Source organism: Paeniglutamicibacter kerguelensis (genome assembly GCF_017876535.1).
Taxonomy (GTDB): Bacteria; Actinomycetota; Actinomycetes; order Actinomycetales; family Micrococcaceae; genus Paeniglutamicibacter; species Paeniglutamicibacter kerguelensis.
The window spans coordinates 1,888,914-1,913,954 of record NZ_JAGIOF010000001.1 but is presented as its reverse complement, the minus strand read 5'-3'; the positions used below and the strand labels follow the sequence as shown (position 1 = coordinate 1,913,954).

General features: G+C 60.0%; 22 protein-coding genes and 1 pseudogene. 8 read left to right on the top strand and 15 right to left on the bottom strand.

Translation table 11 applies throughout. The annotated features are described in order from the left end of the window. Positions 1–1,211 precede the first annotated feature (1,211 nt). Entirely contained in the window at positions 1,212–3,617 is a 2,406-nt protein-coding gene (ppsA, locus tag JOF47_RS08700; RefSeq protein ID WP_209997201.1) for a phosphoenolpyruvate synthase, read from the top strand. 653 nt (positions 3,618–4,270) lie between these two features. Here the strand turns inward: ppsA and JOF47_RS08695 are convergent. Beyond that, entirely contained in the window at positions 4,271–4,534 is a 264-nt protein-coding gene (locus tag JOF47_RS08695) for a hypothetical protein (protein ID WP_209997200.1), read from the bottom strand. Positions 4,535–4,861: 327 nt separating this feature from the next. Between JOF47_RS08695 and JOF47_RS08690 the strand changes: the two genes are divergently transcribed. Beyond that, a complete protein-coding gene (locus tag JOF47_RS08690) occupies positions 4,862–5,590 on the top strand; it encodes a TetR/AcrR family transcriptional regulator (RefSeq protein WP_245356687.1) in 729 nt (242 codons plus the stop codon). Positions 5,591–6,061: 471 nt separating this feature from the next. On the opposite strand, the gene JOF47_RS08685 is transcribed toward JOF47_RS08690, so the two are convergent. After that, positions 6,062–6,532 (bottom strand): pyridoxamine 5'-phosphate oxidase family protein, encoded by a 471-nt coding sequence (locus JOF47_RS08685; protein ID WP_209997198.1) that lies wholly within the window; start codon positions 6,530–6,532, stop codon positions 6,062–6,064. A gap of 1,198 nt (positions 6,533–7,730) precedes the next feature. Between JOF47_RS08685 and JOF47_RS08680 the strand changes: the two genes are divergently transcribed. Then, on the top strand, positions 7,731–9,116 hold the full coding sequence (locus tag JOF47_RS08680; protein ID WP_209997197.1) for an MBL fold metallo-hydrolase RNA specificity domain-containing protein: 1,386 nt from the start codon (positions 7,731–7,733) through the stop codon (positions 9,114–9,116). 147 nt (positions 9,117–9,263) lie between these two features. On the opposite strand, the gene JOF47_RS08675 is transcribed toward JOF47_RS08680, so the two are convergent. The 4 genes from JOF47_RS08675 to JOF47_RS08660 form a co-directional block, all read right to left on the bottom strand. Continuing rightward, a complete protein-coding gene (locus JOF47_RS08675; RefSeq protein WP_209997196.1) occupies positions 9,264–9,719 on the bottom strand; it encodes a universal stress protein in 456 nt (151 codons plus the stop codon). A gap of 7 nt (positions 9,720–9,726) precedes the next feature. Further along, positions 9,727–10,368 carry an NADPH-dependent F420 reductase gene (locus tag JOF47_RS08670; RefSeq protein WP_209997195.1) on the bottom strand — a complete coding sequence of 214 codons (642 nt, stop codon included), beginning with the start codon at positions 10,366–10,368 and terminating at the stop codon, positions 9,727–9,729. A 14-nt stretch (positions 10,369–10,382) separates the two neighbouring features. Next, positions 10,383–11,453 carry a zinc-dependent alcohol dehydrogenase family protein gene (locus JOF47_RS08665; protein WP_209997194.1) on the bottom strand — a complete coding sequence of 357 codons (1,071 nt, stop codon included), beginning with the start codon at positions 11,451–11,453 and terminating at the stop codon, positions 10,383–10,385. 865 nt (positions 11,454–12,318) lie between these two features. Continuing rightward, positions 12,319–13,965, bottom strand: coding sequence for an ABC1 kinase family protein (locus tag JOF47_RS08660; protein ID WP_209997193.1), 1,647 nt, complete (start codon positions 13,963–13,965; stop codon positions 12,319–12,321). 424 nt (positions 13,966–14,389) lie between these two features. Here JOF47_RS08660 and ligD point away from each other — a divergent pair, with 424 nt between their 5' ends. Next, on the top strand, positions 14,390–14,914 hold the full coding sequence (gene ligD / locus JOF47_RS08655) for a non-homologous end-joining DNA ligase LigD (RefSeq protein ID WP_209997192.1): 525 nt from the start codon (positions 14,390–14,392) through the stop codon (positions 14,912–14,914). A 234-nt stretch (positions 14,915–15,148) separates the two neighbouring features. Here ligD and JOF47_RS08650 read toward each other — a convergent pair whose 3' ends face one another. The 3 genes from JOF47_RS08650 to JOF47_RS08640 all read right to left on the bottom strand — a co-directional run bounded on the left by JOF47_RS08650 (position 15,149) and on the right by JOF47_RS08640 (position 18,010). Next, a complete protein-coding gene (locus tag JOF47_RS08650) occupies positions 15,149–15,481 on the bottom strand; it encodes a hypothetical protein (RefSeq protein ID WP_209997191.1) in 333 nt (110 codons plus the stop codon). Positions 15,482–16,258: 777 nt separating this feature from the next. Then, entirely contained in the window at positions 16,259–16,759 is a 501-nt protein-coding gene (locus JOF47_RS08645; protein ID WP_209997190.1) for a universal stress protein, read from the bottom strand. Positions 16,760–16,822: 63 nt separating this feature from the next. Beyond that, positions 16,823–18,010 carry a TerC family protein gene (locus JOF47_RS08640; protein ID WP_209997189.1) on the bottom strand — a complete coding sequence of 396 codons (1,188 nt, stop codon included), beginning with the start codon at positions 18,008–18,010 and terminating at the stop codon, positions 16,823–16,825. A 442-nt stretch (positions 18,011–18,452) separates the two neighbouring features. Between JOF47_RS08640 and JOF47_RS22330 the strand changes: the two are divergent. Further along, positions 18,453–18,818: pseudogene (locus JOF47_RS22330) on the top strand (universal stress protein); the annotation flags it as partial. 144 nt (positions 18,819–18,962) lie between these two features. Beyond that, a complete protein-coding gene (locus tag JOF47_RS22325; protein ID WP_342592868.1) occupies positions 18,963–19,265 on the top strand; it encodes a hypothetical protein in 303 nt (100 codons plus the stop codon). A gap of 58 nt (positions 19,266–19,323) precedes the next feature. Here JOF47_RS22325 and JOF47_RS08630 read toward each other — a convergent pair whose 3' ends face one another. Both JOF47_RS08630 and JOF47_RS08625 read right to left on the bottom strand, forming a co-directional pair. Next, a complete protein-coding gene (locus JOF47_RS08630; protein ID WP_209997187.1) occupies positions 19,324–19,785 on the bottom strand; it encodes a hypothetical protein in 462 nt (153 codons plus the stop codon). Next, complete coding sequence (locus JOF47_RS08625) at positions 19,725–20,342, bottom strand: hypothetical protein (protein WP_209997186.1); 618 nt, start codon at positions 20,340–20,342, stop codon at positions 19,725–19,727. The genes JOF47_RS08630 and JOF47_RS08625 overlap by 61 nt, the downstream gene beginning before the upstream one ends. A 437-nt stretch (positions 20,343–20,779) precedes the next feature. Here JOF47_RS08625 and JOF47_RS21865 point away from each other — a divergent pair, with 437 nt between their 5' ends. Further along, the gene (locus JOF47_RS21865; RefSeq protein WP_245356317.1) at positions 20,780–20,986 is read left to right on the top strand and encodes a CBS domain-containing protein; all 207 of its coding nucleotides are present in this window, start codon (positions 20,780–20,782) and stop codon (positions 20,984–20,986) included. Between the two features lie 35 nt (positions 20,987–21,021). Beyond that, positions 21,022–21,444 (top strand): PRC-barrel domain-containing protein, encoded by a 423-nt coding sequence (locus JOF47_RS08615; RefSeq protein ID WP_209997184.1) that lies wholly within the window; start codon positions 21,022–21,024, stop codon positions 21,442–21,444. A gap of 1,206 nt (positions 21,445–22,650) precedes the next feature. Here the strand turns inward: JOF47_RS08615 and JOF47_RS08610 are convergent. The 4 genes from JOF47_RS08610 to JOF47_RS08595 form a co-directional block, all read right to left on the bottom strand. After that, complete coding sequence (locus JOF47_RS08610) at positions 22,651–22,938, bottom strand: CsbD family protein (protein WP_209997183.1); 288 nt, start codon at positions 22,936–22,938, stop codon at positions 22,651–22,653. Positions 22,939–23,015: 77 nt separating this feature from the next. Beyond that, positions 23,016–23,636 carry a DUF3618 domain-containing protein gene (locus JOF47_RS08605; protein WP_209997182.1) on the bottom strand — a complete coding sequence of 207 codons (621 nt, stop codon included), beginning with the start codon at positions 23,634–23,636 and terminating at the stop codon, positions 23,016–23,018. Then, positions 23,633–24,088, bottom strand: a complete 456-nt coding sequence (locus JOF47_RS08600) for a phage holin family protein (protein ID WP_209997181.1) — start codon at positions 24,086–24,088, stop codon at positions 23,633–23,635. The genes JOF47_RS08605 and JOF47_RS08600 overlap by 4 nt, the downstream gene beginning before the upstream one ends. Further along, positions 24,085–24,921 carry a hypothetical protein gene (locus tag JOF47_RS08595; RefSeq protein ID WP_209997180.1) on the bottom strand — a complete coding sequence of 279 codons (837 nt, stop codon included), beginning with the start codon at positions 24,919–24,921 and terminating at the stop codon, positions 24,085–24,087. The genes JOF47_RS08600 and JOF47_RS08595 overlap by 4 nt, the downstream gene beginning before the upstream one ends. Positions 24,922–25,041 lie beyond the last annotated feature (120 nt).

Genomic DNA, 25,041 nt, shown 5'->3' with positions numbered 1-25,041 from the left:
GACGCAGCCTGAACCGCACGGCCGCCGAACTCGCCGCCTGGCACCACGTGGTTGACGCTAGGTCCGGCCACATCGATGCGATGCAGGGTGAAATGGCCCTAATGAACAGGACCCAGTATCGAGTCCGTAAGGACGCAATAAACAGCCAAAGAAGCCAGCTCAAGGACAACTGCGATGAGGACACGCAGCGGTGAGAGCAACTCCAGCGAGTTCAAAGCCGACACTGCGCCGGAGTACTGGGGCAAGACTATCCACCGATCATGACAATCAGTACGGGGTCGAAACAAGGAGCATGTCCCACCGGGGATCCGTCGGTGAACGGCATGGGGCAACCGGAGCGGAGCCAGCTTCGGGGTGTCAAAGGTCGGTTCAATCGGCGCTGCTTCGCGGTTGGCTTCGCCGGTCTTGTGCTGAGGAACGGCATTGAGATCGCGCCTATGCTTGGCGCCCATTCTCCTCCGACGCCGATTGGTAGCACATACCCGACTGAGGCCGTCTAAGTCTGAACACCAGCGACGATCCCAGGCTTAGGCCTCGGAGCGGCGACTACTTAGAGATGAAATCTCCCATAGTTTAAGGTTTACGGTCAGGAATAAACTTCGCTGTAGGGCCGCAGATATCCTGCAGCTATGAATAGAGACTTGAGGGACGAAGCTCAGCTTTCGTCCCCGCCAACAGCCAAGCCTGAAGCCAGAGGCGGCGGCACTCTGGTATCTCCGAAAACTCGGTGCGTGACGCCGCGAGATGCTAACCGAAGTTGATGCTCGCCTTCCGGCTGCGGCGATTAATCGGTTGTCGGCGGTTCCGGTTCAGCGAACTTCAAAACCCGAAAGTCGGCCCCTTGAGCAGAACGCCATGGAATCCGCCCGTCGTGTCTGATTGTCCCAGCCCTCGGCGGGCTCATGCATTGTTCGTTCGTGAATCGCAAATTACCATGGGCGCTTTCCCTGTTAGTCGCAAGCTGTACTTTCCGCAGGGGGCAAAGCCTATAGATGGTTTGGCGATTAGTTGCAGCGGAATAGGGGTGTCTGCAGCGTAGGTTCCTGAGATGTGCCTAAATCCCCTAGCTGAGGTGCGACCCGTGGTGTTGACTCAAATCGTGGGTGACGCCTTCAAGGGCGGTGGATGGCCGGAATTTGCAATGCCGGATCCCGAAGGGCACGACTCACAGCTATCGAGGTCGGAACGCCGGCAAGGGAGAGCAAAATACCATGGAACAAGACAAAGTCGTGTGGCTTGAGGACGTTGGCAACAAGGATGTTTCCCAGGTCGGGGGAAAAAACGCCTCACTGGGCGAATTGATCCGTTCGCTGAGCGCCAGCGGAGTAAAGGTACCTGCCGGATTCGCCATCACGGCTTCTGCCTACAGGAACTTCCTTGAGACGAATGATCTGGAATCAAAATTGGAAGGGATCTTGGCGTCCAAGGGCGCGGGGAAAATCAGCTGGAAACAGGCCGGACAAGAATTGCGCGAATTGATATTGACAGGAGAGTTTTCCCCTAGTGCTATCGTCCAAATTTGTGCGTTCTATCGGGAGCTGGCGATGCGGGCTGGTTGCGTTGAACCCGCTGTTGCTGTTCGCAGCAGCGCGACAGCTGAGGATTTGCCTGAGGCGAGTTTTGCGGGACAACAAGAAACGTACCTCAATGTCAGGGGCGAACAACAGCTCTTGGACGCCTGTCGACGATGCTATGCTTCCCTGTTTACGGACAGGGCAATCAGCTATCGACAAATCATGAATTTTGGGCAGTTGGACGTATCGTTGTCCATCGGGGTTCAGCTCATGGTCAGATCGGATTTGGGAGCATCCGGTGTCATGTTTTCCCTTGATCCCGAAACCGGATTCCCACGCTCCGCAGTCATTAGCGCCAACTGGGGGCTCGGCGAAACCGTTGTGCAGGGAATGGTTAATCCGGACAGATACGGCGTCTTCAAGCCACTGCTGGAGAATTCATCGTTTTCACCGATCATCGACAAGTCCAAGGGTTCGAAGATGCGCAAACTTGTCTACGCATCTGTTGGAGGAACCGGAACGCTGCTGGTCGACACCACCGAAGCCGAACAAGAATCATTCGTCCTTGATGAAGGCGACATCGTTCAGCTTGGAAAGTGGGCCGTGCAGATTGAAAACCACTATGGAAGGCCCATGGACATGGAATGGGCCAAGGATGGGACAACCGGCGAACTGTTCATCGTCCAGGCCAGGCCGGAAACCGTGCAGGCGCGTAAGAGCAGCACAATTCTGCGTTCGCAACACCTGACTGAACAGGGTCCGCTGCTGGTCACGGGGGCGGCGGTTGGCGATTTAATTGCTTCGGGCCCTGCGTGTGTGATCAGGGATGCTGTCGACATCGAGCGCTTTGTGGACGGCTCAGTATTGGTCACCGAACAAACTGACCCGGATTGGGTGCCTGTGATGAAACGGGCTCGGGCCATCGTCACTGACAAGGGCGGGGCAACCAGCCATGCGGCAATCGTCAGCCGGGAGCTGGGTATTGCCGCCGTGGTGGGAACATCCAACGCCACTGCCGTGATTGCCGAGGGGCAGTCCGTGACGGTTTCCTGTGCCGACGGGGAAAGCGGCCATGTCTATGATGGGTTGCTTGCAAGTCGCCAGGACGAGGTAGACCTCGGAAGCTTGCCGGCAACCGATACCGCGGTCATGCTGAACGTGGCTAGCCCGGCAACGGTCTTCAAGTGGTGGAGGTTGCCAGCCCAAGGCATCGGGCTGGCGCGCATGGAGTTCGTCATCAACGACATGGTTCAGGTTCATCCGATGGCCTTGGCCTTCCCCGAACGCGTGTCCAACGCGGCAGAGCGAACCAAGATTGCCGAACTGGCAAAAGATTATGCCGACCCTGCGGACTACTTCGTGCAAACCTTGGCGCGAGGGCTCGCCAAACTTGCGACGCCGTTCCATCCGGCGCCGACGATTGTTCGCTTCAGCGATTTCAAGACCAACGAATATGCCCATTTGATCGGTGGAACTGACTTTGAGACCGAAGAATCGAACCCCATGATCGGATTTCGCGGGGCGTCCCGGTACTACGATGAAAGCTACCGGGCCGGGTTTGACTTGGAATGCCGGGCCATCATCCGGCTGAGGGAACACTGCGGATTTGCGAACGTCGTTGTTATGGTCCCGTTTTGCCGGACGCTGGGCGAAGCTGATCGCGTGCTTGCAGTGCTTTCGGAAAACGGTCTTGTTCGGGGTCAGAACGGGCTGCGGATTTACATGATGTGTGAGGTCCCTTCAAATGTTGTTCTGGCAGAGCGGTTTGCCGCCAAGTTCGACGGTTTCTCCATTGGTTCGAATGACCTCACGCAACTGGTTCTGGGGGTAGACAGGGATTCACAGAAACTATCGGCACTGTTTGACGAACGTGACGACGCAGTCAAGGAAATGATCCGTGAAGCCATTGACGGGGCACACGCAGCTGGCATACGGATAGGGATTTGCGGGCAGGCGCCCAGCAATTTTCCGGATTTTGCCGCATTTCTGGTGGAACGGGGTATCGACTCAATTTCCCTGAATCCCGATAGTTTTCTACGCACCGTTCCGGCCATTTCAGCGGCCGAGGCCGCGAATGACACTGAAACTTTGCCCGACCGCTGACAGGGGGCCGGGTGCTCCTGTATGGTTTCAACACTCTTGATCGGAACCATCCACGGGACAAGCCTTGTTTTTGCCTGGTCATCGGGATCAATCTACCTAAGCGGAGGTCTGGAGCGGACAAGGCACCATCTTTTTGACCCGGTTGTCGACGGCGATGGCCCGTCCTTGCCACGACCACTGGAAGGATGCGGCATGGCAGTGCCTTGTTTTTCGGGCTTGGGTGGGGTCTTGCCCACGAGGGCGCACGTTGGGGGCGGGGATTCCCGTGCCATCGAGTGTTGTTGTGGAGGCATCTGTTGGCCCGCGGGTCCTTACCACAGGTCGGTCAGGACCGAGTCCGGGGCCGGTTTCGGAGGAGCTTGCTGGGCGATCGCAATGCCCGGGTCGGCGGTTCTGGGTATTGAGATCGCGGGATCGAGGAGTGCCACGAGGGAGGGCGGGGAACCTGCGTGGTGTGCTCACCTGATGCGGATGTTCGTCGTAGGCTGTAGAACTCCATAGATAGTAGATCTGTGGAAGGGTGCCTGCCTTGGCTCATGTGGTGAAGTCCTTGGGCAGGGACTTGTGAGTGCCCCCAAGAGACTTCTCCGGCCGGGGCGTCGGTGAAGATAGCGAGTGGCTCCCAGACCGGATGGGCCGACGAATGGGGACTCTTAATCGTCGGTATTTGGCCGCTGAGGGCGAACATTTTTTCGGGGGTGGAGTTTGATCCGGTGCCAAAGTGCCGGATAGGTCGCCCACGGCGTAGCGGACCCAGCGTTGCGGTCATGGAGCTGGTAGAGATCGGGTAATGTCTCCGGCAAGGTGCCGCGGTTGGCGACGACGGCGCCCCAAGCTGCCACTGCGGGGAGATTGAAGTCCGTGGTCTTGTTTTCATGGATGAATACGATTAACCGGTGTCCTGGGATGGCGCCCATGTCATTGCTCCTTGCCTCGGCACTTGGCTCCGGGAGCCTTCCGTTCCGTCGAAACATATCTGTTCCCCACTGGCCAAGATCCGGAACCCTGCCTCTTAAGCGCGCCCGGCCATCATCAAGAATCGTGTTTCAAGTATCGGGCTCACGTGTGGGGCCAGTCGGCCGGCCAAGCAGGCTGTAGCTCATGTGGTATCGCAATCACGAACGCCAAGTCCACGGAACAGGACCTTGTTCTCTGTTGGTGCCACGCGCCGGATGATTCACTAAACGTCAAAGGAATGATTAAAGTTCAATTGCATTGTAAGGAGCGTGGTCTCGGTGAGCGGAATGATTCGGTTGCTTACCCAAATGGCATTGATGGTAGGAAACGGACCAGACAGTGCTCCCTCCATGGACGAGAAGCCGCAGGAGGACATAAAGGCGAGCATCCTCAAATCCGGGATCGCCCATTTCGCCACTGAAGGGTTCAGTAAGCCCAGTCTCGACGAGATTGCACACGCTGCCGGCGTGAACGCCAGTGACGTTGTTGAGCTGTTCGAAAATAGAGACGGGCTTCGTCAGGCATGCGACGAAAGCGTGCTTCAGACGTTAGTCAGATGGGCACATGAAAAGGCCACACTGGAGGGCATGAACGAGGTCATGCATTCCTACATGGTCGACCCGGGCAGCTACCAGATGCAGATGAGCTACCTTGGACGCGTCGTTAGGGAGAATGGCTCCGTAGCCGCGCGGTTCGTCGACGTCTTGGTCGATGAGAGCGAAGCGATCATCAAGGCCAGCATCATTGACGGTATCATGCGCCCTTCCGACGACCCGCGTGCACTGGCCGTCTTGGTCGCCACGACCGCATTGGGCATGATAATCATGGCCCCGCACATCGAACGCATCCTCGGATTGCCTGCTTCGCAGCAACAGATGTTGCGTCGCCTGGCAATGCCGGCCTTGGAACTGTATACGTACGGCCTATATACGAATGATTCCTACCTGAAACTCGTGCGCGAAGCAATATCCACACTCAACGTCCCACCGCAGGATTCGCAAATACCTGATGCTTGATCCGGGGGCCTCCTTCAGTGGCTATGAGATTTCCTCTGTGTCACTGGTCAGGCACCCCAATCCGGCAGAGTACCGCTTTTGCAGTTAGGCGTAGACGAGTCCAACAATCGAGGGACTGGTTAACCTAACACCCATTCGTTTGGCATGGATTGATGCCAACCAAGCGAATCGCGCGGATGGCCGAAACTCCCTGCGGCACTCCAACGCGGGGGGCAAACTTTGGCAAAGGCCACCTCGCGGGGCCCCAAACAAGTGGTTCCACGCCTGAATCTTGAATTGGGCGCCGCAGTCGAATTGCTTCCTCCGGCGCGTGAACTTGAATGCCGTCAACAATGATCCCAGACGTCGCCCACATCTAGGATCATAGTTTCGAACTTGCGGCCCGGGACGAATGGCCCACGCACGAACCGGGTGCTTCCCAAGCTTTGCTTCGTGAGGAGCAGGGCATATCGCCGCGACTGCGAAGTCCCTCTACTCCAGCCCTGCCCTGATGGAGCCATCGAGCGAGATTTGCCAAGTCATCGAGGTATCCAGCGTAAAGCGCCTTCCCGTCACTGTTTCGGGGATGATCCGGACGAAATGGTCTTGGCCTACGCCCTGCCAGGGAAACAGGATACGTTCAGTTTCGTTGAGGGCGGGGCTCGTCGAAGGCGTGGCTTCGATTGAGCCTTTGATGACAACGCTCCAAGCAACTCCCGACTCCGGAGTCACGGCGTCGGTTTCGAATGCAACCCTTGCGTCGTTTTTGATTGCTCTAAGTTTTGTTCCGTCGCCTGTTCGGAAAATTAGCGTATCCTCGTCAATTTTGTAGTTGACGGGAAAGAGATCGGGGTGGCCGTCAACCGTAACGGCGAGTCGCCCAACCGACGTCGTGGAAAGGAGTTTCCAGCACTGTCCTGTGTCGAGGATTTCTACTTTGGGTACCATGGGATTGCCGCTCATACGTCTGATCCTACGGATCCCTCAACTCGGGCAGTAGGGCACAAAGGCCTCGGCTCTGAAGACTGGCCATTGATGTCTCGCCTTGAAAATATCTTGCGGTTTCCCTTGCTGTGGAACCTCTCCTGTTCCCGTTCGCCACGAACCGAACCTGAGTCAGGCCTCTTTGCACGGTGAAAGGACAGGTCATGGTCCGGCTTAATGGCTAGGATCAAGGCCTCAGGGCAACCAAAGGCAAGACCACCCGTGCAGGCAGCCTGCCGCCGGGTTCCTGCACCGGTGGCTCCATGTGTTTCGGGCTCCGTTCTGCGGCCAGGGCAAACGCGTGCTCTCTTCAAGTTCCTGCGCATCATGCTTCCGCCGGATATCCAGCAGTTCTTGTTCGGGCCTAGGAATCCCAACGTTTTCGGCGGTCGGCTGCCGTGTCTGGGTCTTTTCGTTCGAGGCAGCCAGCAGAACCACCGTCCGCTGGAGAACCGCTAAGAGCATGCCGGCGTCAGGGGCACTGCGGTGGACGAACGTCGTGGCGGACGGAACCGGACAGGACTTCCGTAAGCCGCGGCTGTCACCGGGATCCGGCACTGCGGATATCCCTGATACAGAACGCGCATTGAGTTGCCCAACGGCAGCATGACTTCCGCCGTTTCCAACGGTGCTGCCGCATCAACGCGTTCGCTTCAGTGCAGGCTGCGAAACGGCGCACACCTGGGGCCCGAAACGGTCAAGAATGCCCAACCGTGCCGGGGGCCTTCCAAGGGAAATGGCCTTCAAGGCAGCAGTCGAATTTTGCGGCACGCCAAATACCATGGGCTTGGGAATCCTGACCGGTCGCTGCAAAGGGTTTCGCCACGACCGGGGCGCGGATCGCCAAGTCCCAGTGTGGGCCTCAGCGCCAAAGGGATCGAGTCGGGGCACAGTGACTCGCTGGTTTCGGACCGGTCGGGGAAGCCTGTCCGCGACCAATGTCAATTCGAGGGGGTCTTTGGGCCCTATCAGTTTCCGGTAGAGGGACCGTTTACTGGAGGCAGCAATATGCCCCTAAAACGACAGCTGCTTGTCACACGTTGCAGGGGTAAAGAATTTCCATTGGTGAGGGCAGGGCGAGCACCCCTGGCGCCGAGATGACATGCCGGCCTCGGCCGGAGCGGTTCGGTTTCGCCGGCGATGCTTTCAAACGACTGCGACGACAAGAAGGCCAGGCATGACAAGGCATCAGCACCCGAGCCTCAGGTTTTTGGGCGGGACCGGCACCGTGACCGGTTCGAAGTACCTTTTGGATACCGGCGGACAACGGATCTTGGTGGATTGCGGACTGTTTCAGGGTTTCAAGCAATTGCGCGACCGGAACCGCACTCCGCTGCCCGTGCCGGCGGCTTCCATTGACGCCGTCGTCATCACCCACGCCCACCTTGACCACACCGGCTATCTGCCTGCCCTTGTCCGGGACGGTTTTACCGGTCCCATCCATTCGAGCAAGGGCACCGCACAGTTGTGCAGCCTGCTTTTACTTGACAGCGGCCATCTTCTGGAAGAAGAAGCGCGGTTCGCCGCGCACAAGGGGTCGTCCATTCACCATCCACCCCTGCCGCTTTACACGGCGGCGGACGCGGCGCGATCACTCAAGAGCTTTCGAACCCACGAGTTCGATGAACGCTTCGAGGTTGCCGATGGCGTCGATGTCACCCTGATCCCGGCAGGCCATATTCTGGGGGCCTCCCAAGTCCACCTTGGCATTGGCGGCACCGGAATTCATTTCACGGGCGATCTCGGGCGGCCGGACGACCCGCTGATGTATCCGCCGCGTGGCTTGGACTCGGTCGACGTATTGGTGACCGAGTCGACCTACGGGAACCGAAACCACTCTCCGGAGGATCCCGGCGAGGAGTTGGGAAACCTGGTCACCCGGGTCGCCAAACGCGGCGGAGTCGTCCTCATTGCTGCATTCGCCGTGGGTCGCGCCGAGTCGATCCTTTTGTCCCTGTCGCGGTTGCTGGCCAAAGGAAAGATCCCTGCAGTGCCGGTCTTCCTGAACAGCCCCATGGCCATCGACGCCTCCCTGATCTATCAACAACACAGGGAGGAACACCGGCTCAGCGACAAGGATTTTTCGGCGATGTACGGGCTGGCGACGCTGACACGGACGGCGGACGAGTCCAAGTTGCTGAACCTGCGCGGCGGGCCCATGATCATCATTTCCGCCAGCGGGATGCTCTCCGGCGGAAGGATCCTTCATCACCTCTCCGCCTACGGGGAGGACCCGAAGAACGCGATCGTCCTGGCCGGCTACCAGGCGGGCGGAACGCGCGGGGCGGCCCTGGAGGGCGGGCAGCGGACGCTGAAGATCTATGGCGAGTATGTGCAGATCCGGGCCGAGGTCGTCTCAATGGATGGGTTCTCCGCCCACGCGGATTCCAACACGTTAATCGGCTGGATGAAGGAAGCACCCACGGCCCCGCGGATGACCTACATCACCCACGGCGAACCCGAGGCCGCGGACGCGTTGCGACTGCGCATCAAGCACGAACTGGGCTGGCGTGCCCGGGTACCCGAGCACCTGGAAACCGTGAATCTTCGAAACCCGAGTTGAGCTCGTGTGAAGCACCGGAACGGACCCGTCTGAACCAGGCATTCGTGGTTCAGACGGGTCCGCAGGTGTTGGACGTCGGCCGTGGTGGGCACGAAACCCGTTGACGAGCAGGCGGGGATGCCTCGCGAAGCCCCGGCCAGGCACCGTCTATGCGTCATCGTTGACAACGAGAACCGGACAGTGGGCATGCGCTGCACAGGCAGCGGCAACCGACCCGATCCGTAGACCAAGGAAACCGCCCCCGCCGCGTCGGCCCAAGACCAGCATTCGCGCGTTGAGACTTTCCTCGACGAGGATCTTTGCGGGGTTGCCGCGCCTCAGCTCGACACTCATCCTGGTGGGCCGTTCCGGGCCGAACGCCCTGCTGAGCGTGCGCTCGACCAGGCGTCGGGCTTCACTCTCCAGGATGTCTGCCTCCTGGAACCCGCCGCCTGGAATTTCCGCGGCAAGGTAAATGCCCGGCTCCTTCCAACAGCAGATGACGTCGAGGCGAAGCTTCAGCGCTCCCGCGATCCGTGCGGCGGTTTTCAGGATGCGTGCTGAGTGCTCGGATCCGTCTATGCCGGCAATGACGCGACCGGAGGATTCTGTTGTCGGTTCCATCGTTTTCCTAGGGAAGGATCTTGAGTGACGTGTCCCAGTTGAAGTTCTTGTGTTCGGGGTTGACCTGAAGGCCCATGACCAAGAGCATCATGGATTCAAGCTGGCGTGCCCGCTTGAGCGGCCCGACATCGATCGGGCGCAGGCCGGAGTTCGCGGCCACCGCGCTGACCGTGGCCTTGGCCTGTTCGGAGTCGCCGGCAATGAAGACGTCCAAGGGGAACCCGGCCACGGACCCTGCTTCCAGCGGCTTGGCCAGGCAGGTGTTGAAGGCCTTGACAACGTCGGTGGTCGGGCCCGCAAGCAATGCGATCGATTCCGCGGCTGACGTGTCCTCGCGAACCAAAAGCCGGTCGAAGGTGGCCAGGTCCACGGGATTGCTGATGTCAACGACGACCTTGCCAGCGAGGGCACTGCCATAGGCAGATACCGCCTTCCTGCCCTCTTCAAAGGGGACCGCCAGGAACACGAGGTCGCCCTCGATGGAGGTGCCCTCTCTGCCGCCGTGTGCTCCGGCACCGAGGAACTCAACGAGGTCCCGGGTCTTGCCTTCATTGCGGCCCAGGATCAATACGGAATGCCGGCCCTTGATCATGCGGACGGCGAGAGAACGGGCCATATGCCCGTTGCCAATGATGGTGATCTGTTCCATGGTGTTGATGCCTTTCAGGGCTGGGTTGGCTGGTGCGTGATAATGACTTTCAGCGCCTTCGTCTCCGTTGCTCGGGCAAAGGTGTCGTACGCTTCAAGCATCTGGTCGAACGTGAAGGTGTGCGTTGCAAACTTGGCAGCCGGGATCTTGTGCTGTGCCACAAGCTTGAGCAGCATGGGTGTGGTGTTGGTATTGACCAGGCCCATGCTGATACTGATGTTTCGGATCCATAGGTCCTGCAGCGCCAGGTCGACGCTCTTGCCCTGGACGCCGATGTTTGCGATGCGGCCGCCGGGGCGGGCGAGGTCGATGGCCATGGTGAAGGTTTCGGGCAGGCCGACGGCCTCGATGGCCACCTCGACGCCTGCCCCGTCGGTGAGGGCCATGACCTTTTCGCGCCAGTCGACTGCAGAGGAATCGACAATGTCCGTTGCGCCGAATTCCCTGGCTTGCCGGAGCCTGTTTTCATCGCGGTCGATGGCTACGATTGTTCCCGCGCCGCAGAGTCCGGCGGTGGCGATCGCCGCCAGTCCCACCGGGCCGGCTCCGATGACTGCCACGACGTCGCCGGGCTTGACCCCGCCTGACAGAACGCCGATCTCAAAGCCTGTCGGCAGAATGTCGGAGAGCATGACGGCCTCGGTGTCGCTGACTCCGTCGGGTAGTTTGTACAGCGAGTTGTCCGCGTACGGCACCCGAACGAATTCGGCTTGGGTACCGTCTATCAGGTGGCCAAACACCCAGCCGATGCCCGATTGGCCTTCGTCGCCAAGGCAGTGGGAATACAGGCCCGAGCGGCAGTTGGGACAGTGGCCGCATGATTTGATGCAGGAGATCAAGACGCGATCGCCCACCACCAGGTCATGGACGCTCGTGCCCACTTCCACGACGGTTCCGACCCCTTCGTGGCCCAGAATCCGTCCCGGCTGCACGGCTGGGACATCCCCCTTAAGAATGTGAAGGTCGGTGCCACAGATGGTGGTGGTTTCCACCCGCACTATCGCATCACCGGGATTGATGAGTTGTGGATTTGGAACGTCCGACCATGACTTCTCGCCAGGCCCTTTGTAGATCAGGGCTTTCATGCGGGTCCTTCCAACGGTTCGATGACCGAGACGATCAAGGGTCGGGCCTGGAATGCAGCGTCAGTGGCGGCAGTATTCTTTAGGCGGGAAAGCGGCATTGGCCCGGCCAGCACCCATACAACATTCCATAGCCTTCTCCTGGTCGATGATGAAGATGACGAGGATGGCAATGGATGATGATCGGAGCGCCGACCTCGGCGGCACAATGCGTGAGGGTTCTGGGTTGGTCATATTATCGAGCTGCGGAATTCCGTCGAAGATGGATCTTGGTTTGCCTCCGGTCGGACACGTGTGCAGGATTTCCCGCCAGTCAACGCCTGGCCAGATGGAACAACCAGAAAGCCGCATCGAAGGTAGTCCAAGGGTCTCCTGCCTGTTGCCTGCTCTGGTTGTAATCCTTGGATGTCAGTGGTTGATTGCGCTGCGATGATGTCGCAGGTGTTCACGAGGCTACGTTTGAACACTTGAACTCGTTAGAGTCTTAGGTCCTATTGAGTTACCCCTTCCATCGCCCTGTAGGAGCCAAATCCGTCGCGTCATGGAGTGCTCTCACATGGGTAGATGGGGCGAGCCGCGCAATGATGACAGAGTTCTCAAGCGCTGGGCCTTAGCCCAGTCGATCCGTTGATATGCGTACGTATGCGCGCCAACGAATGCAGCGCCGCTTGGACGGGGTCCGGCTTTCAGAGCCAGCCCGCTCATATATCAGGTGGATAGTGTTGCGAACCGTTGGCGCGGTTCTTTTTGGGTTGGTTCTGGTGTTCCACGATGGTGCTGTTCGTGTTCAGTTGAACTTTCTGGATGGTTTCGCCAGCTTGCAAATCGAGGGCTGCCGCAGGGCGGTGCCGGAGACGGAACCGCATTACTACGGCCGAGGACGGCGTGCATTTGGCCGGGAGGACCACGCAAGATAACCGCCAATAGCAGCCAGCGCGCCGATTCCACCCGCAAGCAGATTGCCTTGCCACGAACGTAAACGTTCACTGTCGGCGGTTGTTAGATCTCCAATTCCGCGAATGAATGCTGCGAGAATGATGCTGGCCACGAGGCGATTCCCGATGCGTTCCGCCCGGTCTGCCAGCGGTAGGAGGTCATCGGAACGGAGACGGACTTCGGGTCCGTCCTCGAGGTTGCGGAGCGCACGCCCCAACAGCTCGGGTAGATCGGATCCAAGGTCTGCAGCATCCAGTCCCACCTGTTTGAGCAATCCAGGGAGCCTGCGGGGGTCGAGCCGTTCAATGGCCAGCCTGCTGGCGTACGGCTTGAGCACCGCAGCAACGTTGAATTCGGGATTGAGGCGACCACCCATGCCTTCGGTCATTAGGATCATCTTTGCCAGCATGGCCATTTCACTTGGCAGTTGAAGATGGTGGGTGCGCAGGATGGCCAGTAGTTCGCTGATAAGGGACGTTAGCTGGGTTTCACCAAGGATCCGGCCTTGGTATTGCTCAATGAAGTGTGCGATGTCCCGCTGAAGTAGTTCCCGGTTTGTGGTGGTCCTGTGGACAGAAATTTTCATGAGGGCTCGGGCAATTCGGTCTGGGTCGTTCCTGCTGAAGGCGAATAGGAGCTTGGCGAGTTGGTCTCGGAGATGTTCGTTCACCTCGCCGACCATTCCAAAATCGATCAAGCCGATGCACCCTGAGGATTCAACAAATAGGTTTCCGGGGTGGGGGTCCGCATGGAAGAACCCATCATCAAAGATCATTTTGGCAAACGCTCGCGTGACTCGGTGAGCCAGCTCGTCCCTGGCCGCCAGAGGCATGGCGCGGACCTCGGCATCATCGATCTTGAGCCCGTAGATTCGTTCGATGGTCAAAACGCGGGAAGTCGTCGTTTCCCAGTAGATTTTCGGAATATGGATGCTTGTGTCGTCGGCAAAATTGCTCGCAAACCTTTCCGCATTTCTGCCTTCGTTGAGGTAGTTCAATTCGGCCCGCAGCGTTGTTGCAAAGGCAGCCGCTATTGCCTCGATGTTGTAGTCGGCAACCGCCGGCCAATTGCGGCTCGCCTGATGGGCCAGGTTCTGCAGGATCTCCAGATCCTCTTGAACCTGTGCGACAACACCGGGCCTGCGAACCTTGATGATGACAGCAGTGCCGTCGTGCAGCGTCGCCGCGTGGGCTTGGCCGATGGACGCGCTGGCCATGGGGACATCACTGAAATCGGCAAAAATTTCCTCGGGTGTTGCACCCAACTCCTGTTCGATCAAGGAACGGATGATCTCTGTAGATATGGGCGGCGCACCGTCTTGTAGCCTGGAAAGCGCGGTCAGGTAGTCCTGTGGAAGAACGTCCGGCCGCGTCGAAAGCACCTGCCCAAGCTTGATAAAGGTGGGACCCAGCTCCTCCAGCGCCAGAGCCAGTCGATCCGGATTTCCGAGCTGGCCGGACGAACGGGGCATGGAGCCCATCTGCAGCCGTTCGAGACCCAGAATGGCCGTCAACGAACCGAAACCATGCCGGGCAAGAATTTCCGCGACCTCGGCGTAACGTTCAAAGTGCGTAGTCAAGCGTCTCTCCAAAGCTTACGTGGCATGGCCCGGCCAGGGGGACCCGAGGCGGGAACACCAGTCCAGACCACTAACATGATCGACAGCGTAGCCCCGGAACGGCTCTGGGCATAGGGAAGTCAATGAAACTACTGAACCACTTGATGCGTACATTCGGCGGCTAAATCCGACCCCCCGGGCTTGTACGGCTCTAGACATCTCTTGGTGCCTGCACCAGCATGGAAAGTCGATGGGTGACGGTGAAAGGGAAGTCGAATGAATGACGGCGTAGCTCCGGGTCCACGACCGATCCCGGTCCCTGTTGCGGACGGTTCCGGGGACACATCAAGCAAACATGCGTTGCACATGCCTACTGGCTGGAGAGCGTCGCTACCCGTGTCTGCGATGGCGAGAGCATGATCCGCTGCCAAGGCCCGGGCTCAGCATGAGCGCGCAGGAACTGGAGGTTGATGGTGCAACGGTCCGGCTTACCAATCCCGGGAAAGTTCTGTATCCGGAATCCGGCACCACCAAGCTGGACGTGGCCATGTACTACCTGCAGGTTGCCCCAGTTTTGCTTCCGTGGGCTAAGAACCGGCCCGCAACCCGCAAGCGATGGGTGGACGGCGTGGGGACGGAAGCATGCCCCGGCAAGAGCTTCTTCCAGAAGAATCTTGATGCAGCCACCCCGGAGTGGGTGCAGCGCCAGAGAGTGCATCACATGGACCACGACAATATCTATCCTCTTGTCAACGACGCACGGACGTTGGTGTGGTTGGCGCAGACAGCGACCCTCGAGATCCACGTTCCACAATGGAAGCTTGCCTCCGACGGCGTTCCCCAAAACCCGGACCGGCTGGTTGGCCGAGCCCGAACAAAACAAGGTGAGAAACAAAGTTTGGTTTCCTGGTTCTTGCCCCACACGATTAAACTGAAGTTGCTATGTCATCGTGCTTCCGTTCACCCCTGACACATAGGGGATCCCCAAATGATCTTGGCTGGCTGATAGCTTGGGCTCATGGATCGCGACTCGTGCACTTTTCGTACTTCGACTGGCAGCTTTTACGAGCTGACCATTACTGACGCTGGTATGACCCTTCGTAGGCACCCTACTGTGGCTATTCGCGCTGAAGACTTCAGGCCAGAGGAAGTGCCTTTCTTGCGCCGTGATCATGAGGCGATCACCGTGCTGCAGATCGTGCGCCTAGCAGTCGGGCACCCAGCAGTCTTCGCGCTTGATTTGAGGCGCGATGGAGTTTCGACCATCAGGAACACGAGCCCGGTTCTCGCGATCTCCCACGCTTAGACGTAGTTGATTAGCATCGCCCACCGCATTTTTCAGCAGATCATAAGCTCTGAGTGGCCCGAGGTCACTAGCATTTTTCAAGTACCGCACGAAGTCACTCTCGGCGGAATCCCACTCAGTTTGGGTGACGCGGCTGATGAAGGCCTCGCTGACGCCTAGATGACCCTCGATCGTCATGGAAATCTTGGACAAGGTGCGATGATCGATGCTTTTCTCCTCGGTGACCAGCACAAGTGTCAGTGATTCGCCTGGATCTGGTTCCTCTGCCTCTCCTTCAAGCCATTGAGACTACCGGCCGGTGACATAGGCGCCCGGAGGTCAGGGCCGGCAATGACTTGCTGAATGGCATCGAGTACTCGGATGGTGTTCATGGCGCCAGCTTGCGTCAGGGAGCCACCTCATTGGAGTGGCAGTCGCCCTTTATATGCTTTTGAATTCTTTGAATTTTAGTCCGACTAGGCTTTTTTGGCGCTCTCTGCGCCCGCATTGGTTTCCGCTTCGAAACGCGAAGCAGCTTCATTGGTGTCGACTCAGAATAGTGCTCCTCCAAGTGCTCAAGCACATCGTCGACCCGGCCTGGGCCCCGGAGCACACTCCGGAAGGTCTCGATGCTGGAGCCCCTGCCGCGCTCGTGGTCGGCCATGATGCTGCTGGAAATATCTGGTAGCCGGGCAAGGTCCTTCTGGCTGAGGCATCCCAACAATCGGATTTCACGAATGAGCCGGCCGGCGCGTTCCTCTAGATCCCATATGGCGTTCATAACCCTTAGATTATTGCCTGTTAAGTCTGTTTATGGACCTAACCACTGAACGTTTGAGGGTTACTACCAAAGCTGGCCATCTGGATTGCATTTCGATTCTACCGGCATGGTCGACTATTCATGAGTAGCCAATTCGGCTCCCGTCTATTTGGGTTCTTGCCTTCTACTGCTTGCCGCGGGGATGAATGCCGTTTGATCGGCGGTCGGCCACCCGGCCCAGGATAGCCAGGAGTTTCTGAGGCTCTCCCTCACCAGCTCGTAGCAGGTGTGGGCCTCACGACCAGGACGGGGCAGGCGGCGTGGCGCACGCATTGCTCGCTCACGGAGCCCAGCAGCATTCCCGTGAATCCTCCGTGCCCGCGGGTTCCAACCACCAGCATGCGGGCATCGTGTGAGATGGCAATGAGGCTCTTGGCGGGAGGTGCGTGGACGGGCTCGTAGGCCACCTGGACCTTGTCGAACTTTTCGACGGTGCCCTTGAGGGTGAGAATCATTTCCTCGCGCACCGCGGTGGTGTACTCGTCAAACGAGGACACGTAGCCGTATTCCCATTCGGCCGGCTTTGGTGCAGTCAGGATCGACCAGGACCGGACCACGACGACGGGTGCGGAGAGTTCCGCTGCGAGCTCCATGGCCATGGTGAATGCATGGCTTGCGCCCTTGGATCCGTCATGGCCGACAACGATGCTGTTGCTCGATGCCGGTTCCGGCAGCGGATTTGTACTATTAAACGTGTTTTCGTTGTTCATTGCGTTTCTCCTTGGTGGTTGTGCCGGGTCGTTGTTCGGGAGCTCCGGGCAAACGGGACGGAGCTATCGCCCCAGGTACTCCTTGTGTTGCCGGTGGGCTTCGGCGATCTGCTCCCGGATTTTGTCCACGTCCTTGGCCTTGTTGCGGTATTTCGGGTCCATTTCCAGGATCTGCGCCTCTTCCCGGGTCAGCAGCGTGTAGATCCGCTCGCGTTCGGCCGCATCGGCCGTGTAGTCCAGGTCCAGGTAGTCAATCGCATGCCGGCGGGCGTTGTTGATGGCATTCTGGGCCTTGCCCGCCTTGCTCAGTAGCGAGGCCACCACCGTCACCAGCAGGATCCCGATGATGACGCTGAGCGAGAGCGCCGTGGAGATTTCCACGACCGGGACGGGCTCGCCGCCGTTGATGAACGGCAGGTTGTTTTCGTGGAGGGCGTGGAGCACCAGCTTGACGCCGATGAAGGCCAGGATCGCCGCCAGTCCGTAGGAAAGGTAGATGAGCCGGTCCAGCAGCCCGTCGATGAGGAAATAGAGCTGGCGCAGTCCCATCAGGGAGAAGGCCGTGGCGGTGAAGACGATGTAGACGTTCTGGGTCAGCCCGAAGATCGCGGGGATGGAGTCCAGCGCGAACAGGATGTCGGTGCCGCCGATCGCCAGCATCACCAGCAGCATGGGCGTGAGCGCCTTCTTGCCCTCGTGCATGGTGAACAGCTTGTCGCCGTCGTAATGGTCGGTGGTGTGGAAGTACTTCTTGGCCAGGCGGACCATGACGTTGTCCGTTTGTTCCTGGTTGTGGGCCCCGGGCTTGAGCAGGTTGCCCGCGGTGATGAGCAGGATCAGCCCGAAGATGTAGAACACCCAGGCGAAGGAGTTGATCAGTGCCGCGCCCAGGAAGATGAATCCGGTCCGGGCGATCAGCGAAAAGACGATGCCGAAGAGCAGCACCTTTTGCTGGTCCTCGCGGGGGACCCGGAAGCTGGCGATGATGATCAGGAAGACAAAGAGGTTGTCCACGGAGAGCGCTTTTTCCGTGATGTATCCGGCGAAGTACTCCGAGCCCATCGTTGGTCCTCCGAAGACCCAGACCAAGATGCCGAAGAGGATAGCGAGGCCCACGTAGATGGAAGACCAGATGGCGGCCTCCCGCAGGGTGGGGACGTGTGCCTTGCGGATGTGGAAGAAGTAGTCGAAGGCCAGCAAAGCGACGATGGCGACGATGGTGATGCCCCAGATGAGCGGCGATACGGTCATGTGTCCCTGCTTTCATCGGGCGATGGGAACGAATCCCGCCGGATATGTGGAGTTGCCGTTGAGCGGAGGAAGCGGTTTATCTGCCGGATGCGTTCTTCCCGGCCGGGGGATTTGTCCGGCACCTTGCTCGGGTTGGCATCACCCCAAATGGCCGGTAAATGGATCTGCTGTCATCAACCCAACCTCATGGTGTTGGTACATACTAGACCCTTCGTCCGTGCGAGGTCTTCGTCTTATTCAGTCGGGCACTCCCCGGAACGGCTCGGTGGGTCGTTGCCCGTCCATGGTTGCCGCCACGGATCCGTTGCCCGCCGGCACCGGTCAATGAGGCGAGACGATCGGGCGATCCGCGCGAGCCAAGGGCCGCCTGCGTGACGACAGCCGGATAAGGAGTCTGCGGAGGAGTCCCCCGTCACACCGGTTGTCCATTACCACGAGGGCTATGGAGAACGTGGTTCTTGTTGGGGTAGATGGTTCGCCCGAAAGCCGGGGCGCAGCCAGCTGGGCCTTGCATGAAGCCACTGCCCGGCAGTGGCTGATTTTGTTTGCCCATGCCTTTCCGAAACCCACGATTGCGGACCCCGCGGTTGACGCGGCCTATGTGCGGGCCTCGCATCGCACGGCTCAACTGATCTTTGAAGAACTGGAAGCCGAAGCGAAAGCGCGAGACATACAAGTCCGAAGCATTGCGATTCCGGGACGCGCCGACGAAGTCTTGGCGAAACTTTCCAACGACGCGGGTCTGAACGTCGTGGGACGAAGGTCCCATTCGGGTTTCAGCGCCCGGTTGAGCAGTGTTTCCTCGGCACTGGCGGCACATGACCATAGCGAGACGGACGATGGATCCGGCGGCCACGATCACGCGAACCGGTCCGGCTGCCACTTCCATCTAAGTCGTCCGTCCGGAGTCCTCTGTGCAACGGCTACCCGTCCGCTTGGGGAACTGCTCAACGTGCATTGGGAACTGGACAGGACCTTCGCCACCTTCCTGCCGCCCGAGCAGGACCTGTTGAAGAAAACCCGCAGCGGGGCCAAGATCGCCAAGATCCACGACAAACCGGCCACCCCGCACCGGCGGGCCATCACCGATCCCGCGGCGGGCAAGATGCCGGCCAGCCGCATGAGTGCGCCCTTCAAGAAGAACAGGGCCATGACAATCTCTCGCCAGATCCTGGCCCTGACCGGTCAACTCAGAACCCTGGCCAAGGCCAAGGGCGGCACCGCCCATGACCGCCATTCGGAGGTACTGTCATGAAACAGGTACTTCCCGGAGGTTTTCTTCTGGGCCAACGCGGCACTGATGGTGCGACTGGCTATTCGGCAAACCTATACAGGCGGAACATCTTGCGCCCTGCCTTGTCACGGGCGGGCGGGTTCAGGCTGATTTGGACCCGTTCCTTTCCGCCACTGGTCGGATCGGCTTCCACCTTGACGCCCTCGGCCTCGGGGGTGCCGACGTGCGCGCCCTTGACGACGTAGGTGCGATCTTGGGTGAGCTTGCCGCCGTTCGTGTATCCAAAGCGGTAGATCGTGGGCGCCTGGCCCGGCTGGCCGCCAAAGACGTAGAGGAATTTTTTGTTGGTTCCGACGCCCTTGATGTCAAATCCCTGGAAGGAGTTGTGCGGGCGTGCGGGTTCCTTGAACCGGGACACCATTAGTCCCTTGGCGTTCGACATCGACAGTTTTTGTCCGGGTGCCTTCTTCATGAGCGCCGTCAGCGCCGCCGTCCTGTAGATTCCGTAGTAGCTGATCGATCCCGTTGCGCCAACCTGCACGCGGAGCGCCAACCTATCGCTCTTTCGGCACTGGCGACGTTGCTGCGGACACCGGCGCCCGTCTTCCCTGGGGCGACCGCTGCCAAGTTCGTGAGTGTGCCGACCCTGCGGTAGCTTGCCGCCTTCGAGCCGGCGGGCGCCTTGATGTATTCGACAAGGGAGACCTCACTGGCGAAGTTGTACCTCGTCGCGGTCGATGCCTTGCTCCCCACCCAAGCATAGGTGCGGCCACTGGCCGTATACACCTCGAGCGATTCTCCGTGGCCGTAGCCGGGCAGGATGACGCTGTCCTTCTGCGTGCACGTTCCGGTGGCGGTGCGTGAACACCTGGACAGGCGGGTGCCCGTGCCGACATGCTGCGTGAAATAGACGTCCGTGCCCGCACCGTTGTCGAATGCCTGGATCTCCTGGTCCTGCACGGGCGGATCGAACTGGAAAACTCGGGCGGGGACCAGAGCCCGCTTTGCAACGGCTGTCTTGGCGCTGGCAGGCTCGCTCGCCACCACGAGCAGAAGCGCCAGGACCGCGGCAGTGAACCTAGAGTTCCTTCTCTTCATCAGATTTTCTCCCCAAGAAGAAACACTGAACCGGTGACGGGCCCCGCGCTGCTGGAACCCAAGTTGAACCAGCCTACCCGCCCAAGCAGCACATGAAATCGGTTGTTCAAAACAGGATTCGTCATGGTTGCCCAATGATCGGGGGTTGGCCCAGGATCTTCCGGCAGATGCCGGACGTCGGAGGCAGGGATTGCTGCGTCGAGAGAGGTGGCCGCGTCCTTCGGCTCGCCCCGGGGCAGGGCGCGGCATCGGGGCGAGCCGGGCCGTCGGATCCCAGAGCCGGCGGCCCGCTTTGCCGTCCGCCTGGATGCGAGGCCCGGAGCGGGTCAGGACCCGTAGATGACGAGCAGGTTGGAGAAGTCGACGGCGTCGATCGGGACATCGTGGTCGCCTGTATCGCGGAGGGCGGTGACCCCACGACGATGACGGCGGGTGAGATGGCCCAAGGCAAGCCCGTGACCGTCGGTGTCGATGACGATGTCAGCGAAGCCCTGGCAACCATGAAGGAGCACAAGGTCCGCAGGCTGCCGGTGATCGACGGCCACGACCTCGTCGGCATGCTCACCCAGGCCGACGCGGCACGCAGCCTTTCCGAGAGCAGCGTCGGCGACCTGGTCGAGCACATCTCGGAGCCGGGCACCTAGTCATCCACATCCGCCCAGGCAGAAGGAGAACAATCATGGAAACGCCTGACACCGGAATGCTGATCCGGCTCAGCGACACCGACGAAACGGTTGCCAACGCAGCGGAGGACATCCGCGACCGGGACGTCAAGGATAAGGACGGCGCCGACCTCGGCAAGGTCAGCGACCTGCTCGTCGATGAAACCGAGCACAAGGTCCGGTTCATCGAGGTCGCGTCGGGGGGATTCTTGGGCATCGGCCGGGAGAAGACGTTCATCCCGGTCGACGCCATCACCGCCATCACCAGCGGCGAAGTGCTGATTGTCCAGACCTGCAGCCACATCACCGGCGCACCGCTTTACGACCCCAGCTTGGTCCGGGAACGCGACACGTACGGCAGCATCCTGGAGTACTACGGATATGTGCCTTACTGGGCGCCCGGCTACCGGTACCCGGATTTCCCGAACTACCGCCACTAGGGTTGTAATCGGCCAAAGCGCGCTCGGCATTAGCGTCGTGAGAGGTGAAAACCGCGATCACGGGGGATTGGGGAACATGCCATTTCTCGGACTCGTTTGCGCGGACCGTTGGGGGCGAAGAGTCTTTCCGAATTGGTGGCAACTTCCGCACAACAGTAGGTGCCGATCTTGTTGTGCATGGTGGACCTCATTGAATCGCTCGCAAAGGTGGGGCCAAAGCGCCGCCATAGGACGCTGAGAAATGACCGCTATAGACGGTAACCTTTTCGTCAAAAACCCTAAGGTTGAGCTCCACGATTCAACCTACGGGAAGCGCTCTGAAGAATTAAGTCAATATGGACCAACATACGATGACAATGTCGGACGTGAGGGGAGATCAAGATCGTTGGAATCATGCGCCAAGAGCTTTGGTTCAGTGGACCAAGTAGGTTGACAATCTACAGTCCTTGTGACTTGAACGTCTAGTTGCGACTTTTGCAGAGCAAAATTTCAAGATAGTTGTCAGATTTCAGGATAGTTGGCAACAGCTCCCCTCGGACCTGGCGTCATCGCCTTGGCGAATACTCCCGGAAGATAACCCTTCCGGGAGTTTTGCTTTGTCCGAGAATTGTGTTAATGGTTTTGATCGGCGTTGAACGGTCCACGTGGTGGATGCCGGGCTGAGAGGGCTTCGTACCGGCATAACGTTGTTAGCCCACAACGCGTCTGGGAAAGTCGACTGCTGCTGCCAGTCAAGGATTAGCGAATGACCCAAACCGTCTTCAACTGAGACTGTCATAACTCGCGCGCAAGGACTGTAATTAGTTAGGAGCGGTTCCCTTGGGCCGGGAAACGAGGCTCCCCGTCGGGTGTTGCCGTAGGAGTGAGTTTGAAGAAGGGTAATAGGAGTGACCCTTATCGTGGGGTGGCAAATGCAACTGATTCGACCTTGCTCATTTACAGGGAGGGCAAGGAACATCTTTCTGTGCCGGTTGGGCTCCACTGCAGCAGTCTGGACCTAACGGGAGCCAAGCAATCTCGCTACCCGTACAACTACCCCCAACGTCCTGCCTACGAAGGCAGCTATTGGTTTGCCACTACCGGCCGGAGTGTTTGGCACGAGTCACTGACCGAACGTTATGTCCTGATGCAGTTGGACCGTGCAGGGACAGTTGAGGCTATCGGGTCCCAGCCGTTCTGCCTCCTTTTCAGTGACGGCACTCGCCACTACCCGGCCTTCTCCTTCACCTTGCCCGTGGCTTCCTTGGCCTTGTTGCTGATCTTGTCTCCGGCGCCCATGGGAATACTCCTTTGATTCGTTGTGCGGTTGTGGTTGCCGGCCCCGACCGCCGTGCCGATCAGGCACGGCGTGGCAGCCGGGGCCGGCGGGTCGGCAACGGCGTTGCCGACGACTGGGATGGCAGGAGGCTGCAGCGCATGCGGGTCCCCGCCAAGAGGTTCATGCCCGCTAGGGGCCCAGGTGGTCCGTGCGGCCCGTTGGCCTCCCGGGAGCATCTTTGGGAGGCACGCCGGTGTCTTGCCCGGGTCCGGGATGCAGGCGCGGAAGATGACAGGCGCGATCGGGCCCTCGCCTAGATCCTGTCTCCGGTGGTCCAGGGCCCGGCATCCGGCCGCTGGACGTCTTCCGAGAGGTTTGCCGCGGCGTCGTCGGCTTGGTCCTTCAGGTGGCGTGCCTCGCTCGCCGTGTCGTCCTTGAGGGTTGCGGCGGATTCCTGGACGGAGGACTTGACGGCCTCCGTAGCCTCGGCCACGGGTTCCTTCATGTCTTCGGCGATGTGCTGGGCGGCGTCGGCCAGTTCGCTGGTCACCGGTTCGGCCTTGTCCTTGAGGTTTTTGACCAGTTCCTGCTCCGTGTCGCTGGAGGGGAACAACGAGGAGGCCAACAGCCCGGCGCCGAAGGCGATGAGGCCAGCGGCCAGCGGGTTGCCGCGCGTCTGGGCGGCGACACGCGCCGGGGCCTCACGGACGGTGTCTCCCACCTCGCCGAGAGCCTCATGGGTGTGGTCACTTGCCGATTCAGTCGTTCCCATGACCGCATCCTTCGCCCGGCGCACGGAGTTCTTGATTTTTTCGTTCTGCCGGTGGGCAATGCTTGAGGGGCTGACCTTGTCAACGATGGCATCGACGTCCCCGCGCAGTTCGACGCGGGTCTGTTCGATGTCCATCCTGATTTCCTCCGGGTCCTTGTTCATGGGGTTTCCTCCTGGGGGTTGAATGTCGGTGGAATTTCCTTGAGGGTGGCGCTTGTTTGGGGCAACCCCTTGACCGTCTTGAGTTGCTTCTTGGCGACCGCGGCCAGGACTGCTGCAATGATGGCCCACATGACCCCGATGACGAGCGCGGCCCAGCCGTACCCCACCCATGCCGAGATGCCGAGCATGGCGGCAACCGAGAGGAACAGCAGGACAAAGTGGGCGGCGATGCCGGCCCCGCCGTAGAGGCCGGCGCCCTTGCCTGCCGACCGGGCCGTTTCCTTGAGTTCGGCCTTGGCGAGCTCGACTTCCTGGCGCACCAAGACCGAGACGTTCTGGCTCAGGTCGCTAAAGAGGTCCCCGAGCGAGGGGCTGGGTGTCTCGCCGTGGCCCTCGCCCTGGGGCGGGGAGCTCGAACGGTGGGCACCGGAGGAGGTGTATTGGTCGCTCATGATCCCAGGTACCCCTGGTCCGTGCGACTGCCGGCAGGCGGCGGGTAGGCGATGCGCGGGTCGGTGCCGCTGCCGCCTGGGGCCCCTGATCCGAGGGTGTCGTCATACGTCGGCGGCATCGGGGTGGTCTCGCGGGCGATTCCCGCAGGCGAGGGCACCGCCGCGCGAGGGGGGGTCGGCTTCGCCGCGTCTTCGGGCTTCCCTCCGGCGTTGCGGGTGATGCGTCCGGCCAGCAGGCCGGCACCCAGCGCCAGCCCGAGGAACGCACCCGGACGCTTCCGGGCGAAACCCTTGACCTCCTGGATCAGGTCGCCGGGATCGCGGGCCTCCAGCCAATCGGCGATCTTTCCGCTGTGGTGCGCGGCCTGGTCGACCAGCGATGAGGCACTCCCGTGGGAGGGCGAGGCGTTGAGCATTCCGCGCAGTTCCTGGCTGATGTCACGCAAATTCGCTGCGATCTTTTCCTGCTGGATCGCCGCCTGGGCGCGCACATCGGTGCTTAGCTCCTCGAACAGGTGCGAGGCCTCCTCCTTCACGTCCTCAACGATGTGCTCTGCTTCCCGCCGGGCCGTATCACCCACATGCCTGGCCGCGTCCTGGCCTTCATGGGCAAGGTCGCGTGCTTCATCGGCGATGTCCCCGGCTTTTGTCGCCCCGGGGGATTCCGGCGACACCAGCGGGGAATCCGTCCTGGGGGAGAGCGGTGCGGAGGCAACGGGGTCGGTGGTGTGTGGGGGGACATTCGATGCAGGAAGTTCGAATTCAGGGGCACGGGGCACCCGTCCGGCGTCTTCGACGAAGGGATCCGGCGTGTTGAAATCATTGGTACTCATGGTGTTCCTCCAAATAATCCAAGTGGGGATGAATCGTTGTGGTGGGAAGCCCGAACATCTACGTGCGCCGGTGGGGCGATCGGGCGTCATGGCATCGCGGGTCTTCTCTTCGCCGGGCCT